Genomic DNA, 17240 nt, shown 5'->3' with positions numbered 1-17240 from the left:
TTCTTTCCTAATCTAACTAATACAGACTTTAGTCGGTATAGCACTATACTATTTTCTATCTTGTACCATCACCTAAACCATTTAACATTGAGTCAGTTTATAACTTTAATGAAAGGACTCAACAATGCGTTCTATTAATAGAAATAAATGGCTTATAGCGCTAATTACCATGCTCTTTGTCAATCAAGCATTTGCTACATTAATTGGCAGGGAAACAAGTGACATTTATACCGACTATACCTACAACAACGAAGTTATTCTTGATGTTGTTGGCGAAGGAGATAACCGAGAATTAGTCGGAGCATTTAATATCAACATTGGCGGTACCTTATGGGATGTACGTTTTTTAGATGCAACGTTAGCTGATTTATTTGGAGACGCATCTGGACTTGATGCTGTTGGAGAAGCAGAAGGGCAAAAATTTTCCAACAAACTTAACCATCAAGTGCTGTATTACAAATTTTCCGGTTATGGCTATTTTTCACAAAACCCTATGGCCATTCGGGGCTGCGGCTTTTATCGTCAAGATGTTAATCAATGTTTACTCTTGACTCCTTATAATTATAACGAAACCACACATGAATTTTTGTCAGCCGGCGTTGAAGCCCGCCCACATGACATCTCGCCTTATGGTAGAGTAACTGTTACTAAATCGCCTTCACATAGAGACTCGCAAGGATACATTAATTCTAACCTTACAACGTTAGTTGATTGGGCAACCGCTGAGTCAGGAGAATTTAGACAGTCATCTGTCCCTCCTCAATTGCCAGAGCCATCTGTGCTATTACTGCTGTTGTTTGTTGTTCCAACGTTGATAAAACGAAGTTCCTTCCAGTCAAACATCTAAAAAGGGCTTATAAACTTCATTTAACCGCTTAACATTAGCTATTCGATAGCTGATGTTAGGTCATGTTCTTTCAAGTTAAGCAGTTTAGATTTATGATGAAGTTACCCTAGATAATGGAATATCAATGAATGAGCGACCTATCTTCCAACGAGACGATTTTGCATGCTCGTATTACAGCTTGTTGTCGACCTCATTATGAGATATTTTTTTCTGCGCTTTTAGCTATTGTTTTCGTTATTTTTCTATCGATGCCGAAAGCTGAGCTATGGTTAGTGTCAACTTGGGCTATTGTTTCAGTTGCAATTCTACTGACTCGCTTTTTATTCATCCTTTATTTCAACCGTTTACCTCAAGAAAAAATAACGAGAACACATGGTACTTCCTTTACATTAATCATGCTGATATGGGGTTGTTGTTGGGGCGTCGCCACCTTGTTATTTTTCTCAGCGTTAACCACGTTAGAGCAAGCCGCTTGGTTTGCCATGTTTATGGTGATGATCGCTGCTTCAGCCTCCTCTCACGCTATTTACTTACGCGCCTTTTATGCTTTCGCATTACCTTATTTTACCGGGATATTGTATGAAGTAGCGATGAACTACCCGAGTACTTATCACATTAATGCAGTTATTTTGTTTTTAGTGATGGTGACACAAGTGGGCGCTGCTAAAAAGGCTAAGAAAGTAATGTTAGAGTCACTAACCTTACGTTTTGAAAACATTGCACTTATTGATCAATTACGAGAACAAAAAGAGCAAGCTGAAACAGCTAATTTAGCAAAGTCGAAATTTCTCGCTGCCGCTTCACACGATTTAAGGCAACCTTTACATGCCTTAACCTTATTTTCCGCATCGTTAGAGCAAGCCGCGAACAATCAAGAAAAAACGCTAGAAATTGCCAGCCAAATTGGTAAATCAGTAGATGCATTGCAGAGTTTATTTAACGCCTTACTCGACATTTCTAGATTAGACGCAGGCACACTGGAAAACCAACCTTGCCATTATGATATTACCGATCTACTGTCTAAACTCGAACAAGAGTTTAGCTCTATCGCTCAAACAAAAGCATTAACGCTTGAGTTGCCACAAAGCCCATCCATCGTCTTTTGCGATCAAACCTTAACTGAGCTAATGCTGCGAAACTTGTTAAGTAACGCCATCCGCTACACGGAAAAAGGTAGTATTAAAGTTCGCCTCAACAAAGAATGTAATAATGTTTGGGTCGAAATTATCGATACTGGTATTGGCATTGATGAAAGCGATCAACAACAAATATTCGATGAATTTGTGCAGCTTAGTAATCCAGAACGCGACAGAACCAAAGGGTTAGGGTTAGGACTGTCTATTGTTAAACGGGTCGCCAAATTACTCGACTCAACAATTGCACTAACTTCAACCAAACAACAAGGCAGCACCTTTGCATTCACCCTTCCCATAGGCGATAAAAACTTAGTTCAACAACAACCAGCACCTATTCAGTCACTAAATAATAAAAACTTACCCTACGTAGTAGTTATCGATGATGAAGAAACAATTTTAATGGCAATGGAAACCCTGCTGACGGGGTGGCACTACCAAACAGTTTGTGCACGTTCTAGTAGTGAGGCACAGCAAGCGATAAGTAATTTTCAAGGCTCCCCATCGTGTATTATTGCCGACTATCGTCTTCAAGAAAACAAGTCTGGTATTGAAGCAATTGCTGATATCCGCACACATTTTCAAAAAAATATTCCCGCTCTGATAGTGTCTGGTGATATAGCCAAGGAAAGAATTAAAGAAGTAAAGCAAGCAGAGCTTGCCATGTTACACAAACCAATAGCTCCAGCAAAATTAAGAGCCTTTTTAAATAACCTATAGCGCAGTTATATTCCCAATTCTTTTATTATCAAAATGCAGCTACATTAAGCTGAGAAAGTTTAGCAATTGCAGAGGTTCGATTATGGACATTAAGCTTTTCATATACGGCGGTTAAATGCATTTTTACGGTCGCTTCCGACAAATTGAGCTTGTCAGCAATAATTTTATTCGGGTGCCCTTGAGTTACTAAAGAAATGACATCTAACTGTCTTGGGGTAAAACGGACTCTACTCTCTGTATTAGCGCGACGTTCCGCATGCATAATCTCATAAGGTACGTAAACTTCGCCGGCCATAATTAATTTGAGCGCATTGTGAACCACAGATGCTTTTGTTGATTTGGAAATAAACCCTAAAGCACCTAAAGCTAATGCTTTATCAACATCACTTCTGTTTGTTGAAGCTGACAAAATAACGCAAGGTAAAGTCGGGTAATGTTTAGATAGGTGAGATAGAACTTCAAAGCCATTGTGTACAGGCAAGTCTAAATCAATCAACACAAGATCCAATGAAGTATTATCTTCTACTTGCTCGAGGGCAGAATCAAAAGATCCTGCCTCGCATATAACGATATCAGTATCGATAAGTTGCAATGCGCACTGTAATCCTTCACGAAATAAAGCGTGATCGTCGATAAGCAAAATATTCAAATTGATCGCAGCCGTTTGAAATCCCTGTACTGGTTTACCAGATTAGTCAAACATCCGCATAAAAACAATGCTTATCGACACTAACAATAACCTAGCAAGGTGCAATTTCACTATTTTTACATCCTCTAAGTATAGTCTCCTTATGCCTCAACACCTTTTTCTGTTGAAGTCGTTGAAGATTGAGTAACTTCGCCATCTTCTCGTTTAATCAATTTTTTCACTCTAAACCCTATCAATGCACAAGCAATACCAATTAACGGACTTAACCAGTTAAAGAAGCAGTAAACGGCAAATTCAAGAGGGTTCACCATCAGTACCGACTGCATATAGGCGCCACAGGTATTCCATGGCACCAATACAGACGTGACTGTGCCACCATCTTCTAAGGCACGTGATAAGTTTTCAGGCGCAAGTTCTTTCTCTTGATAGGCTTCTTTAAACATTCTGCCTGGCATCACAATCGCAATGTATTGATCTGCGGAAATCACGTTAGTACCGAAGGCAGTAACAATAGTGGTAGAAATAAGAGAACCGGCTTTTTGCGTGACCGCATACAAGCTTTCAACTAAGCGTTTTAACAGGCCGACTCGCTCCATGATAGAGCCAAAAGTCATCGCACAAATGACTAGCCAAATAGTATTGAGCATAGAGCCCATACCACCACCACTGAGTAAATCATTGACCATCGCATTATTGGTATTAATTTCGATACCCGCATACATCACTTGCCATACCGTTTTAATGTTGGCCGCTAGGCCATGGAAGCTATCACCGGCCATATCAATGACTAATTGTTGTTGGAATAAACAGGCAAACACGCCGCCGACTATCGCGCCAATACCCACGGCAGGAAAAGCAGGCATTTTCTTGTAAGCCAAAAACAACACCAATAACAAGGGCACAAGTAAATACCAAGCAATGGTAAATTGCGCTGATAAGTCTTGAAGCAAGGCATTGATTTGCTCACTCGATACTGCAGTGTCGTTATTAATACCTAAAAAGAAAAACAGAATAAGTGCGATGCTATAAGCAGGCACAGTGCTCCACAGCATGTTCTTAATATGAGAGAACAATTCCGCGTCTGCTACCGCTGCAGCTAAGTTAGTTGTATCTGAAAGTGGTGATAGCTTATCGCCAAAATAGGCACCACTGATAATTGCCCCCGCAGTGACTGCCAACGAGGCATTTAGCCCCGTTGCTACCCCCATTAAGGCAACACCTATGGTTGCTGCAACTGTCCAGCTACTACCAATACACAGTGCAACTAAAGCACAGATAATGCTACAACTTACATAAAAATAATCTGGAGATAAGATCTGCAAGCCATAATAAATCATAGTGGGCACAGTACCCGCAAGTAACCAAGTTCCGATTAAAGCGCCAACGGCAAGCAAAATTAAAATAGCGCCGATAGTTATACTAATACCTTGTACTATGCCTCGTTCAAGGTCTTTGCGTGAATGACCATTTTTAATGCCAACAATGGCCGCGATTCCAGCACACAGTAGTAATGCTATTTGATTTGGCCCTGATGACGAATCGTCACCAAAGAAGAATACCGCTAATGAAAGCATTGCCAGTAGCACGACTACCGGAAACATTGCATCAAACATGCTAGGCGATTTTTTATTTTTCATTGTTGCCCTCCCCAGAAAGAAAAAACCCCCAATAAGCTTTCACCTATTGGGGGCTAACACACTTAAACTAAGTGGTTTTTGTGATGAACTTTTTCACCCAAGTTAGCTAGCTTATCTAACCAACTGTTAATTTGACTTGCTTGGTCAGGCGCTGCACTTACACCTGCGCTTATCTCACCTGATAACACCGATTGAATCGCCAGGCTTACCGGTAAAGACACTAAACGAGCCATCGCTTGACCTTTATCGTTTCCAGCTTCGTCAATAGTGTAGCTTTTGTGCCAAACGGTATTATTGTCGCGCTTAATCTCTAGCTCTACCGCCATAACTACACGGTCTGGCTCACCTTCATCATAAGCATACTTTTTGTCTAACTCAGCACTTATTTCAGTTAATCGTGCTTCGCTTTCTTCTGGCGACATCTTTTCAATTTCATCGAAGAGGTACTGCCAAGCATCTGACCAGCCGTCTAAGCGCAAAGTGCCGCGAACAAATTCTTGAACATCCCATTCTGGCGCGAAGTGATATTGCTTTTTAAATGGCAATGAATCACGGTTTGGATACGCTTGAAACGTTTCTTGGTAATCACCAAAATCCACTGAGTACCGGCTTAGCGCTTCCCAAGGGGCACGAGACGTTTTCGCTTTACCTTCACTTTGCCATTGAGCAGGAGACTTTAACGCCTTTAATACGCCCAGTGGCGACCAGCTAAATTTGTACCGGAAATCATTAACAATTTTAGGAAAACCGCCACAGTACGAGCGAAAATATACTTGGTTATCTGCGCTGCACTCGTCAGACGCTTTGTAATCTTCCACTAACAAGTGTGCGAGCAAGTGATCGATACCCGGATCTAAACCCACTTCATTGACGAAGCATAGTTCAGCTTGCTTTGCTTTCTCATTTAAAGACTGCATTTCAGGAGAAATGTAGCTACTAGAAACAAAGTGACAGCCATGGCGCAAGCAAAATTCAGCGATTTCAATGTGCTTCGTTGCAGGAAGCATAGACACAACGATGTCGCCAGCACTTACGGTTTGCTCTAATGCATCGTAACTTAATTCACGAATGTCGATCTCTGTACCCGCTAACATAGCTTGAGCTTTTGACAAAGTACGGTTCCAAACAATCAAAGCGTGACCTTGTTCGGCTAGCGATTTGATACCTGGTGTTGACGATAAACCGGCACCAAGCCAATGAATCTTATTAGTCATAAATATCCTCTAAATTTCCGCCGTCTTCTCTTGGAAAACGTTAAATGCCCTAGCCCAAACACCTTGTGTTAAATCGTCTAGAGTTAATAAGTGAGGCAATAATTGCGCTCCATAATCTTCACTACTTTCTTTAGGAAGTAGCGATGGCAAGTGATCGATTGCGATCAAGTCCAATAATTTTTCATCGTTTAGGCGTAAACAAGGTGCGTCAAAGGTCGTGCACTCATTGTAAACAGGAACAGGATTGTAACTGCCATACGGATCACAACTTACATCAGCAATAACGGATAATTGTCTATCTTCTGATGCCAACAGCTCTTCAGTGATAAACGGAGGCAAATCTTGATTAACCAAAACACAGTTAACAAAAATATCTGCTTCGATCACTTCCTTAAACGGCCCACCTTTAGCTGTTTCGGCCATATCCCACTCGATAGTCTCTAACCCCAAAGACTTAGCAAGGTCTGCCGCGCCACTACCACTACGTCCTTTTGCCCCAATAACCATTAACTTAGGCTTTTTAGCAAATGGTGCTAACAAATCAGCTAACTCATTAATCAAAAGCGATTTATCTGCATAAGCTGTTACTGGTGATAACGCTGGCGAACTGGCATTGTTTTGCTGATTAGCCCAAGCCTTAACCGCAAGCGCAGCTCCAGCAAAGCCAGCCCAATAACCAAACGCAGCAATACGTCTTTGATTTTCATCGACCAGATACTCAAGATCAAAAAGCTCACCGCCACCACGGGTAAAGCGAGATAAGATATCTTGCCAACCACTTTGCTCTTTGTAGGCATGAGCAAAGTAAATATGCTTGTGCTCAAGTGGGAATGTCGCTTCAGGTAATTCCTTTAAGCCAAGAATAATGGCTGATGCAGGCGCAGAGACCCAAGAGCCTTCTTCTGCTATATCCGCACCAATTTCTTGATATTGTTCAATTGGAAAAATAGACTGCTCAGAGCGCTCTATCGTTACCTTGAAACCTGCATCCAATAAGGCTTTTGCACCTGCTGGAGACAAAGCACTGCGCTCTTCGAGAGGCTTACTTTCAGCTCTCAACCAAATATGAGTTGTCATGATGTTTTTTCCTAAACTGCTCAATAAAGTTTGTTTGCGATGTATGACGAATAGTGACTTTACGAAAAATTTGTTGAAGCGGGCGAGGATCAACCCGCTTCACCTATATTTACCACCACATGGTGTACAGTAATACTAAGATGATAGTCACACCTAATGCGGCGATGTTGAAACTGCGTTGAGTAGTAAAATCAACTTCATCTAAGCTCACACAGTTGTCAGTATCTTTAGTATTGTCTTGGGTTAGTAGTGACACGATAACCATAGTGGCTAAACATGTTAAGAACACAAGGCCCATGCGATCCATGAACGGTAATCCAGCCCATCCCCACTTTAACGCGACAGAGAATATTGCCGAGCCGATTGCTGCAGACAACGCGCCCATAGATGTCGCTTTTTTCCAGAACATACCAAGTAAAAAGATAACCACGATACCCGGCGTAAATACGCCAGTAAATTCTTGAATGTACTGGAATGCCTGATCAAATTTACCTAGTAATGGTTGTGCCATCACTAAACCAATTGCTAACGCGATAAGGGTAACAACACGACCAACCATAACGTAATGGTGCTGGCTTTCTTCTGGCTTGATTGGACGATAGATATCCATGGTAAAGATGGTAGAAATACTGTTGGTCATCGAGGCTAAAGAAGAAACGATGGCAGCAACTAATGCTGCAAAAACTAATCCTTTGATGCCCACCGGCATTAATTCAATCATTGACGGGTAAGCTTGGTCTGCTGCACTTAAGTTAGGGTACAAGATAACCGCGGCAATACCTGGTAGCACAACAATAATTGGCATAAGTAATTTTAAGTAAGCAGCAAATGCAATACCTTTTTGCGCTTCTTGAATGTTTTTCGCCGCTAATGCACGTTGAATAATATATTGGTTAAAACCCCAGTAAGATAAGTTCATTACCCACATACCACCAACAAGTACCGAAATACCAGGCAGGTTCATATACTGTGAATTATCTTCCGATAAAATCATATCAAAGTGAGTTGGCACTTGAGCGGTTAACATCGAGAAGCCTTCAATAACACCGTTACCGCCAGATATAGCATCTAATGCTAAGTAACTCAGCATTAAGCCACCAAATATCAACAACACAACTTGAATAATATCGGTATAAGCAACCGCTTTAAGGCCACCATATAATGAGTAAGCAATTGAGAATACAGCAAGGAATAACATACCGTGCCACCAGCTAACACCAGTAACTGTTTCTATCGCCAAACCACCTAACCATAAAATGGCAGTTAAATTAACGAAGATGTATACCAGTAACCAGAATATCGCCAACGTCGTTTTTACACGGCTGTCAAAGCGCTGCTCCAAATATTGAGGCATGGTAAAAATCTGGTTTTTAAGGAAGATAGGTAATAAATACTTACCTACAATGATCAGCGTAATGGCTGCCATCCATTCGTAAGAGGCAATTGCCATACCTACAACAAAGCCCGATCCAGACATACCAATAATCTGCTCAGCTGAGATGTTTGACGCAATTAACGAGGCACCTATGGCCCACCAAGGAAGTGCTTTACCAGCTAAGAAGTAGTCTTTGGTGTCTGCACCTTCTTTTTTGTCACTTCTAGAAATATATAAAGCGACTAAAATCAGCGCTATCACATAGACGACAAATACGCCGATATCAATGGAGTCTAGTTTCATGGAAATACCTATTTTTATTGTTCGTTTTGGGTGAATTTACCTGCATTCCAGTTTACAGGTTTAATCGAAGACAACCATAGTATTGAATACGTTTTCAATACGCTTATCATTTTTTAACATTATCTGCCCTTTTCCTAATCTACTTAGGGTACAAAGGGTGACAAGGAAGTCCGTTTCCGAGTCGATGTCATTCGAATTCAGGCATTAACTTCACCCCTTTTAGATACTCTTTTTCAATATCCTTTAGAGGTACACCAGTTAACCGCACCTTACACCTAATACTATTTATACTACAATATATTTTATCCCAAAGAAAAGCCCTTAATTTAATTTGCCGATAAAAAACACTATCAACAAAACTTAAGAGCTTGACTTTATTGGCTTTTTATCAGCCGACTTTTATGCTTTTTCTTTTTCGAGCTCTAATTTTTCGATTTGCTCATTAACAATTTGCATCGTAGCTCGTTGTGTTATCTTAGCGGCATCAAATGCTTTTTCAGGTGCCTTTTGTTTAATAAACTCATAAATATCAACATGCGCTTGATATTCTTCTTCCGTTACTCCTTGAGCACGCTCAGTAAACCTTAAATTTACTTTCAATGCGGTCGCTATAAAGTGCTTTAATTGAATAAAGAATGGGTTAGTACTGGCAACCAAAACACTTTGGTGAAATTCTATATCTGCCTCATGGGTATCTTCAATGCTGCTAGACGCGCCTTTCATTTTTGCCAACGCATTCTCTATAGCAACCAAGTCTTCTGGTTGTGCATACTTTGCAGCTAAAAACGCAGCTTCAGGTTCAATAGCAAAACGTAACTGTAGGAAATGACGCAATAAATATAAATCGGGCTTACCGAGTAAAATCCATTGCAGTACATCTATATCAAATAAATTCCAAAATTTACTATCAGCAACACGTATGCCTTGTCGTGGTCTTGAGGTAATTAATCCTTTCGCCGTTAACATTTTAACTGCTTCACGTGTTGCCGTTCTGCTAATGGCAAACTGAGCAGAAAGCTCAGCTTCTGAGGGAAGCTTGTCAGCAACCTGATATTTACCCTGCATTATTTGCTTGCCTAACTCATGCACCATCTGTTGAGTTAGGTTGCGATGTATTGAATCCATATAGACCTACTGCGTGTTTTTAATATTTATATGATAAATGAGCAATTACAATTTAACTAGCGATATTTTTCGACTGAATTTTTGCCTTAATTTAAGCAACGCCGTGTCTAACCAATTTAAAGCAAAATTCAAAAAAACGGTTGTGATTGACAATATCCACTAGGCAAGTCGCAAAATAATTTGTAGTATAAATATTACTGTATACTAATAAGTTCTATCACAATGAAGTCAGTACTTACAAATTTACTTGCCTGTAGCGCAGTTTTATCCGCTTCAGTTTTCGCAAATGAGCGTCAGCCTTGGGAAAATCATCAAGTATTTTCAATTAACAAAGAAGCGCCTCACGCTACCCTATTTCCTTTTGAAAACCAACAGGCCGCTTTAACTATCGATAAAGAAGCCAGTATCAACTATATGGGCCTTAATGGCCTGTGGAAGTTTCACTGGCGAAAAAATCCGGCTGACAAACCTAATGGATTTGAAGCACCAAGCTATGATGACAGCGATTGGTCAGTGATCCCAGTTCCTGGCAACTGGGAAACCAATGGCTTTGGTCGTCCTATATATTTAGATGAACGCTTTCCATTTACAACAAAATGGCCTGATGCCCCAAAAGAATACAACCCAATTGGCTCGTATCGTAAGTCTTTTTCTTTGCCAGATTCATGGAAGAACAAGCAAGTTTTCTTGCATGTTGGCGCAGCAAAGTCTTCTTTAGACGTTTGGCTAAACGGAGAAAAAGTAGGTTTTAGTCAAGGCTCAAAAACACCAGCAGAGTTCGATATCACGCAATATTTAGCAAAAGGCGATAACTTACTTGCTTTTCAATTAAGACGCTGGACAGATGCAAGTTATCTGGAAAGCCAAGATATGCTGCGTATTTCAGGTATCGAGCGCGACGTCTACCTCTACGCAACACCTAAACAGCACGTGTTTGACTTTCACGCTAAACCAACTCTGTCTGATGACTTCAAGCAAGGTAAATTTACCTTAGATATTGATCTTAAAAACTATGAGTCTCGTGACAAGAAAGTCATCGTGGAAAGCCAACTGTTTGACCCTAGACAAGGTATGAAGGCGATTGTTACCAAAAGCCAAACCATTAACTTAGCAAGCAACAGTTCTAAAAACGTATCTTTTACAGCGCCGGTTAAATCACCTGCACTTTGGTCTGCAGAAAGCCCGTCTCTTTATACCTTAGTGATCAATCTTAAAGATAGCAGTGGCAAGGTTATCGAATCCATTAGCGATGACATTGGCTTTCGCCGTATAGAGATTAAAAATGGTCAACTACTGGTTAACGGCAAAGCCATTTATATTCGCGGGGTAGATCGTCATGAAACAGATCCTCACAAAGGGCACGTTGTAGATAAAGCCTCTATGGAAAGAGATATTAAATTGATGAAACAATTTAATATTAACGCTGTACGTTCGGCTCATTACCCTAACAACCCTTACTGGTATGATTTAACAGATAAATATGGCTTATACGTTGTCGATGAAGCCAACATTGAATCTCATCCGCTTGCTATTGATAAGAAAACACAAATTGGTAATGAAAAAAGCTGGATTCCTGCCCACTTAGATCGCACCAAGCGTATGTATGAGCGAGACAAAAACCACCCATCTATTATTATTTGGTCTTTGGGTAACGAAGCAGGTGAAGGTGTTGTTTTTGAAACCACTTATAAATGGTTAAAAGAACAAGATAGTTCTCGTCCTGTGCAATATGAGCCTGCGGGTGAAGAGCATTACACTGATATTTTCGCACCTATGTACCCATCTATTGAGCGCTTAGTTAAATATGCAAAGAAAAATCCTGAGCGCCCAGCAATAATGATCGAATATGCCCATGCTATGGGTAACTCAGTAGGTAACTTAAAAGATTACTGGCAAGCAATTGAACAGTACCCTGCCCTGCAAGGTGGGTTTATTTGGGACTGGGTCGACCAATCTTTAGAATACGTAAACGAAAATGGGGTTAAATACTGGGCTTACGGTAAAGACTTCCATCCTGATTTACCAACCGACGGTAACTTTTTAAACAATGGCTTAGTAAACCCTCATCGCGTACCTAACCCACACGCTTATGAAGTGAAAAAAGTATATCAACCTATTCGTTTTACAGCTGCAAACGCTCAAGCAGGCCAATTTACTATTGAGAATAAGCACTTTTTTATCGGCTTAGACGACTACCAGCTTCATTGGAAGATTGAAGCAAATGGTGAATTAGTTGCCAAAGGTCAGCAAGCGTTTCCAAAGGTTGAGCCACAGCAGTCAAAACCGCTGTCGATTAAGCTACCAACGCTACCAACACAAGATTCTCGTGAGTACTTCATCACGCTTTCAGCTGTTATCGATACGCCACAACCTTTGCTAGACATAGGTCATGAGGTAGCATTTGAACAATTTCCACTATTGGTTAAGCGCGTTGCTGCGCCAATAAAAGATAAAGGGTTACAGCTTGCTAACGTAAAAGAATCTGCTGGTAGCATCATTTTCAATAATGGTGAAACCCGTCTCGAGTTTGATCAAAAAACCGGTTGGTTAACGCAGTATGTTCACAAAGATAAGTCATTATTAAAAGCGCCATTAAAAGCTAACTTCTGGCGCGCGCCAACGGATAATGATTTAGGTAACAACATGCACAGCTGGGCGAGCATCTGGCAAACGGCTGCCGATAGTTTGTCGCTAAAAGATCTCACCTATAAAAAGAATTCTCAAGGCTATCAACTAACCGCTAAATACATTTCAAGTGTATTCGATGGCACTTACCAAGTTGATTACAGCATCGCACACAATGGTCGCGTTCAAGTAAACGCCGCTATTAACTTTGCTAAAGGTCAAAAGTTACCAGACTTACCACGTTTTGGTATGCAGACTGTGCTAAACGGCGACTATAAGAACTTATCTTGGTTTGGCCGCGGTCCTCACGAAAGCTATGCTGATAGAAAAACCTCAGCAGCAATTGGTTTATTCCGCGCGCCAGTGTTAGAACAAATTCAGCACTACCCTCGCCCGCAAGAAAATGCGAATAAAACCGATACTCGTTGGGTTGCCCTAAAAGATCATAACTCTGTTGGCTTACTTGCTGTTGGTGATAAACCACTAAGTGTCAGTGCATGGCCTTATTTACAGCAAGATATCGACTATATCGCAGGGAAAGATGGCAGCGCATCAGCGTCAGGCTTAGTACCCCTTACCTCGAAAAAAGGTGCTGAAGTGCCTATTCGCAACTTAGTTACCTTTAACATAGACGCTAAGCAAATGGGTGTTGGTGGTGATACTTCATGGGGTCGCCCGGTCCATAAGCCTTACCGTATCCCAGCGAAAAATATCAACTATCAGTTTACCTTAATACCGTTTGACGCCACTTCTGAAAAAGAAGCACAATTGGCAACAACGGTGAAGTAAAACATCAATTTAGCCACAGCAGATGAGTGCTGTGGCTTTTAATGAGGCGAATATGACCAACCAGACAGTGTCGAAGTTTTCCGTCGAACAAATTCACGATTTGTTGGCTACCCACTACCAATTAAAAGGTCAACTGACCGAGTTACCGGGATATTGCGATCAAAACTTTCAATTTACCGCTGACAATGGCGACAAATTTATCGTTAAAATTGCCGGCAATGGCGAATCTAAGACTGAACTTGACATGCAAAATGCGGCAATGGCGCATCTAACCGATTATGGCTGCAGTGTTCCAAATGTTTTAACAAATACCAATCGAGCAGGTATTACAGATGTTGAACAACACGGAGTAACTTATTTTCTCCGTGTATTGAGTTATTTGCCTGGCGTATTTTTAGCAGATGCTAATCACAATGAAACACCCGACAAACTCTGGCACTCTATCGGGACATTTATGGGCTCAATTCAACAACGTCTGAGTAACTTCGAGCATGTTGGCGCCTTTCGCTATTTAGAATGGGACCTGGCCAATGGTTTAAGAATTTGCCAAGCCAAAAAGCACCTACTTGAAGGAAAGGAATTAGCGCTTGTTAATCACTTCCTTACTCATTATCAAACTCACACATTACCAACGCTACATCAGCTCCCTGTCGGTGTTATTCACAATGACGCTAATGACTATAATTTATTAGTAAATACCACGGTTGCTGCCGATAGAATGACAGGTTTGATCGACTTCGGCGACATGGTGCATTCGCAGCTAATTAATGAATTAGCTATTACCGCCGCTTATGCTTTAATGCACGGTCCTCAGCAACCTCAAGCAGTGCTATCACGCTTATCGCACCTAGTAAAAGGGTTCAATGAAATTCGCCCGCTAGTAGCTGAAGAAATCGCTTCTTTGTATTCATTAGTTGCCTTGCGATTATGCACCACGGTTTGTAATGCAGCCAAAGCGATCAAAGAAAATCCAGATAATGACTATTTACTCGTGTCGGTAGCACCTGCATGGACATTGTTGAAGGTATTAAAGAAACTAAATCCTACTGCAGTTATTAGCGCGTTAACTGCAGCCTGTAATGATAACGACTTAAACGACAAAGAAGACATTATTGCTTTTCGTAAGAAACATTTGGGCAAAACGTTAAGTTTAAGCTACCAACAACCACTTAAAATTGTACAAGGCCAAGGTGCTTATCTGTTTGATGAAACAGGCACACCTTACCTAGATATGGTGAATAATGTCTGTCATGTTGGTCACTGTCACCCAGATGTGGTTGCAGCAGGTCAAGCGCAAATGGCTAAACTGAATACCAATACGCGTTATCTACACAATAACATTGTCAATTACGCGGAAAAGCTTTTAGCGACCATGCCAGAAAAACTGTCGGTGTGTATGTTGGTTAACTCAGGTAGTGAAGCAAATGAGTTAGCCTTTCGTTTAGCTCGCAATTACAGCAATTCAAAAGAGTTGTTAGTAGTAGACGGCGCTTATCATGGCAATACCAATGCTTGTATAGAAGCAAGCCCGTATAAATTTGATGGTCCAGGCGGCGAAGGTGCGCCAGCACATGTTCACAAAGTGACCTTACCTGATCCGTATCGCGGAAAATATCAAGGAAGCGATTTATCAGCAGGTAAAGCCTATGCTAGTGACGTAAAAGATGTTATCGACTCGCTAGCTGCGCAAGGCAAAAAACCAGGCGCTTTTATTTGTGAATCGCTACAAGGCGTTGCTGGTCAAATCATTATGCCTGAAGGGTACTTACAAGCCACTTATGAACACGTTAGAGCAGCTGGTGGTGTATGTATCGCTGATGAAGTTCAGGTTGGCTTTGGTCGCGTCGGCACACACATGTGGGCTTTTGAAACACAAGGCGTGGTACCTGATATCGTTACTTTAGGTAAGCCAATAGGCAACGGTCACCCTATGGCAGCGGTTATAACCACCCAAGAAATTGCTGATGCGTTTGTTACTGGAATGGAATATTTCAATACCTTTGGTGGAAACCCTGTTTCTTGTGCCATTGGTTCTGCAGTGCTTGACGTAATTGAAAAAGAACAGCTTCGCCAACATGCCCTAGAGACCGGCAACTATTTTAAAGGGAAATTAGCAGCATTAGCAGACGAATTTTCTCTGATAGGTGAAGTGAGAGGGTTAGGTTTATTTCTAGGTGTTGAATTAGTAGAAAATAGAGAGACTAAAAAGCCTGCGACAGATAAAACAAGTTGGCTGGTAGAGTTTTTCAAACAACACCATATTCTTCTGAGTACAGAAGGTCCGTTTTACAACATTTTAAAAATCAAACCGCCGCTAGCTTTTGATAAATCTGATGCAGACAAGTTTATTGAAGTGCTAATTAAAGGATTAACCCAGCTACAATCAGCGACAAAATAATAAGCTTTAACGCTGTAAAAGTTTAATGTTCACCCCAAAGTGCTAATACCTAGGGGTGAACTTTTTTAGGTGAAGCAATCGCTGAAATCATCGACTTTAAGCTTCTACGCCAAACACTAACGCTTGAGTTTGAGTCAACTGACCATTTTCAGGCAAGGATAAATTTGTCATATTTTCAAACGACAATGCTGCATGCAGAGGTAATGTTGCCGCCCCTTTAATGCCCACACCTTCAACATTAGGCGTCTTAATCAAACGAACGACTTCTCTTTCACCATGTTGTGCGATAGAAGGAATATAAGGTCTTAATTGCGTGATAAATCTATCTAAAAACCACGAATCAACATCGCCAGCAAGTATAATTGCTTGGCAGTTTAAGATACTTTCTAAGGTGTGAATAGCGATACGCATCGGCTCCGCAGCATTTTCTATCCATGCCATCACCTTGTCTTGATGCTGCTGACAAAACTCAGTAAAACTGGCATGTGAAGACAATGGCTCACCGACAAATTCCTGTAATGAAGATAAAGAAGCAAAGTCATTTAATCGACCAAGCTCAGCCGTTTTTTCATCGGTTTCCGGGGTAACAAAGGTTTCCCCAATCGCGCCCATCAAACCATTTTGTCCCATTAAGATTTGTCGGTCATAAACCACAGCAGATTCTACGACTTCCGATAAATGTATGTAGATAAAACTGTGTAATTGCTTAGCTTCACCGTAAAGCATTTGATAGGCTGAACATGCCGAAGCGGTGGTCTCACCAGCAACTGGTAGCGACAGAGACTCAGCTAATTGCTGCCTTATCTGGCTCGATGCTTGATAACTCTGTAAGCTGTAATCTTTTGCTACAGCAAAAGAGACCCCTGCCCCCAATATAGCTTGTTCAGGAATATTCGAGCTTTCTAACATTTGATGATAATGGGATTTAATTTGCGCAACTAATTCATCAGCTTGCGAATTTTCTTGCTGATACCCTACTTGCACTTCACTTATTTGCTCACCTAGTAAAGAAAAGATGCCGAGATGAATTTGGGTAGGTAGCACACGAATCGCTAAACTAAATATCTTTTCAGGGTTTATCGACAACATTTTAGAAGGTTTGCCGACCGCGCCTTCTTTTTTTACACCGGTTTCAATAACAAGTTCGCACGCTAACAATTCTTCCACCATATTGGTAATGGTTTGTTTTGTTAAATGCGTTGTGCGTGAAATTTCAACTCGTGATATTGGCGCTTTACGCACGATTTCTGAAAGAACGAGTCGAATATTCAAGGCCTTATTTTGTTTGGAGTTAGAGCCTTTCAACTGTTATCAACCTTTTTATTATTATCTCAATAGTTCATTGTAC

General features: G+C 41.0%; 11 protein-coding genes. 4 read left to right on the top strand and 7 right to left on the bottom strand.

The genetic code is table 11. From position 1 onward, the window contains the following. The first annotated feature begins 124 nt into the window (after positions 1-124). Both ACOB80_RS02355 and ACOB80_RS02350 read left to right on the top strand, forming a co-directional pair. Positions 125-847, top strand: a complete 723-nt coding sequence (locus ACOB80_RS02355; protein ID WP_473164195.1) for a hypothetical protein — start codon at positions 125-127, stop codon at positions 845-847. 128 nt (positions 848-975) lie between these two features. Beyond that, the gene (locus ACOB80_RS02350; protein ID WP_473164194.1) at positions 976-2700 is read left to right on the top strand and encodes a hybrid sensor histidine kinase/response regulator; all 1725 of its coding nucleotides are present in this window, start codon (positions 976-978) and stop codon (positions 2698-2700) included. A 28-nt stretch (positions 2701-2728) separates the two neighbouring features. On the opposite strand, the gene ACOB80_RS02345 is transcribed toward ACOB80_RS02350, so the two are convergent. The 6 genes from ACOB80_RS02345 to ACOB80_RS02320 form a co-directional block, all read right to left on the bottom strand. Next, a complete protein-coding gene (locus ACOB80_RS02345; RefSeq protein ID WP_473164193.1) occupies positions 2729-3349 on the bottom strand; it encodes a response regulator in 621 nt (206 codons plus the stop codon). Between the two features lie 140 nt (positions 3350-3489). Continuing rightward, the gene (gene nhaC, locus ACOB80_RS02340; protein WP_473164192.1) at positions 3490-4986 is read right to left on the bottom strand and encodes a Na+/H+ antiporter NhaC; all 1497 of its coding nucleotides are present in this window, start codon (positions 4984-4986) and stop codon (positions 3490-3492) included. A 62-nt stretch (positions 4987-5048) separates the two neighbouring features. Beyond that, positions 5049-6200, bottom strand: coding sequence for a saccharopine dehydrogenase family protein (locus ACOB80_RS02335; protein ID WP_473164191.1), 1152 nt, complete (start codon positions 6198-6200; stop codon positions 5049-5051). A gap of 9 nt (positions 6201-6209) precedes the next feature. Then, positions 6210-7277: a saccharopine dehydrogenase gene (locus ACOB80_RS02330; protein ID WP_473164190.1), complete on the bottom strand. Its 1068-nt coding sequence runs from the start codon at positions 7275-7277 to the stop codon at positions 6210-6212. A gap of 109 nt (positions 7278-7386) precedes the next feature. Next, on the bottom strand, positions 7387-8955 hold the full coding sequence (locus ACOB80_RS02325; RefSeq protein ID WP_473164189.1) for a sodium/sugar symporter: 1569 nt from the start codon (positions 8953-8955) through the stop codon (positions 7387-7389). 399 nt (positions 8956-9354) lie between these two features. After that, on the bottom strand, positions 9355-10080 hold the full coding sequence (locus ACOB80_RS02320) for a FadR/GntR family transcriptional regulator (protein ID WP_473164188.1): 726 nt from the start codon (positions 10078-10080) through the stop codon (positions 9355-9357). 222 nt (positions 10081-10302) lie between these two features. Here ACOB80_RS02320 and lacZ point away from each other — a divergent pair, with 222 nt between their 5' ends. Together lacZ and ACOB80_RS02310 are read left to right on the top strand one after the other, a co-directional pair. Beyond that, the gene (gene lacZ / locus ACOB80_RS02315; protein WP_473164187.1) at positions 10303-13494 is read left to right on the top strand and encodes a beta-galactosidase, LacZ type; all 3192 of its coding nucleotides are present in this window, start codon (positions 10303-10305) and stop codon (positions 13492-13494) included. 52 nt (positions 13495-13546) lie between these two features. Next, positions 13547-15892, top strand: a complete 2346-nt coding sequence (locus ACOB80_RS02310; protein ID WP_473164186.1) for an aminotransferase class III-fold pyridoxal phosphate-dependent enzyme — start codon at positions 13547-13549, stop codon at positions 15890-15892. A gap of 96 nt (positions 15893-15988) precedes the next feature. On the opposite strand, the gene ACOB80_RS02305 is transcribed toward ACOB80_RS02310, so the two are convergent. After that, on the bottom strand, positions 15989-17164 hold the full coding sequence (locus ACOB80_RS02305) for an ROK family protein (RefSeq protein WP_473164185.1): 1176 nt from the start codon (positions 17162-17164) through the stop codon (positions 15989-15991). Positions 17165-17240 lie beyond the last annotated feature (76 nt).

The organism is Thalassotalea coralli, assembly GCF_055786205.1.
This window is presented reverse-complemented; position numbering and strand designations above follow the sequence as displayed.

Coding starts and splice junctions, on each gene's coding strand:
- ACOB80_RS02320 (WP_473164188.1), bottom strand. CDS start 10,080: ATGGATTCAATACATCGCAACCTAACTCAACAGATGGTGCATGAGTTA.
- ACOB80_RS02335 (WP_473164191.1), bottom strand. CDS start 6,200: ATGACTAATAAGATTCATTGGCTTGGTGCCGGTTTATCGTCAACACCA.
- ACOB80_RS02325 (WP_473164189.1), bottom strand. CDS start 8,955: ATGAAACTAGACTCCATTGATATCGGCGTATTTGTCGTCTATGTGATA.
- ACOB80_RS02350 (WP_473164194.1), top strand. CDS start 976: ATGAGCGACCTATCTTCCAACGAGACGATTTTGCATGCTCGTATTACA.
- lacZ (WP_473164187.1), top strand. CDS start 10,303: ATGAAGTCAGTACTTACAAATTTACTTGCCTGTAGCGCAGTTTTATCC.
- ACOB80_RS02310 (WP_473164186.1), top strand. CDS start 13,547: ATGACCAACCAGACAGTGTCGAAGTTTTCCGTCGAACAAATTCACGAT.
- nhaC (WP_473164192.1), bottom strand. CDS start 4,986: ATGAAAAATAAAAAATCGCCTAGCATGTTTGATGCAATGTTTCCGGTA.
- ACOB80_RS02330 (WP_473164190.1), bottom strand. CDS start 7,277: ATGACAACTCATATTTGGTTGAGAGCTGAAAGTAAGCCTCTCGAAGAG.
- ACOB80_RS02355 (WP_473164195.1), top strand. CDS start 125: ATGCGTTCTATTAATAGAAATAAATGGCTTATAGCGCTAATTACCATG.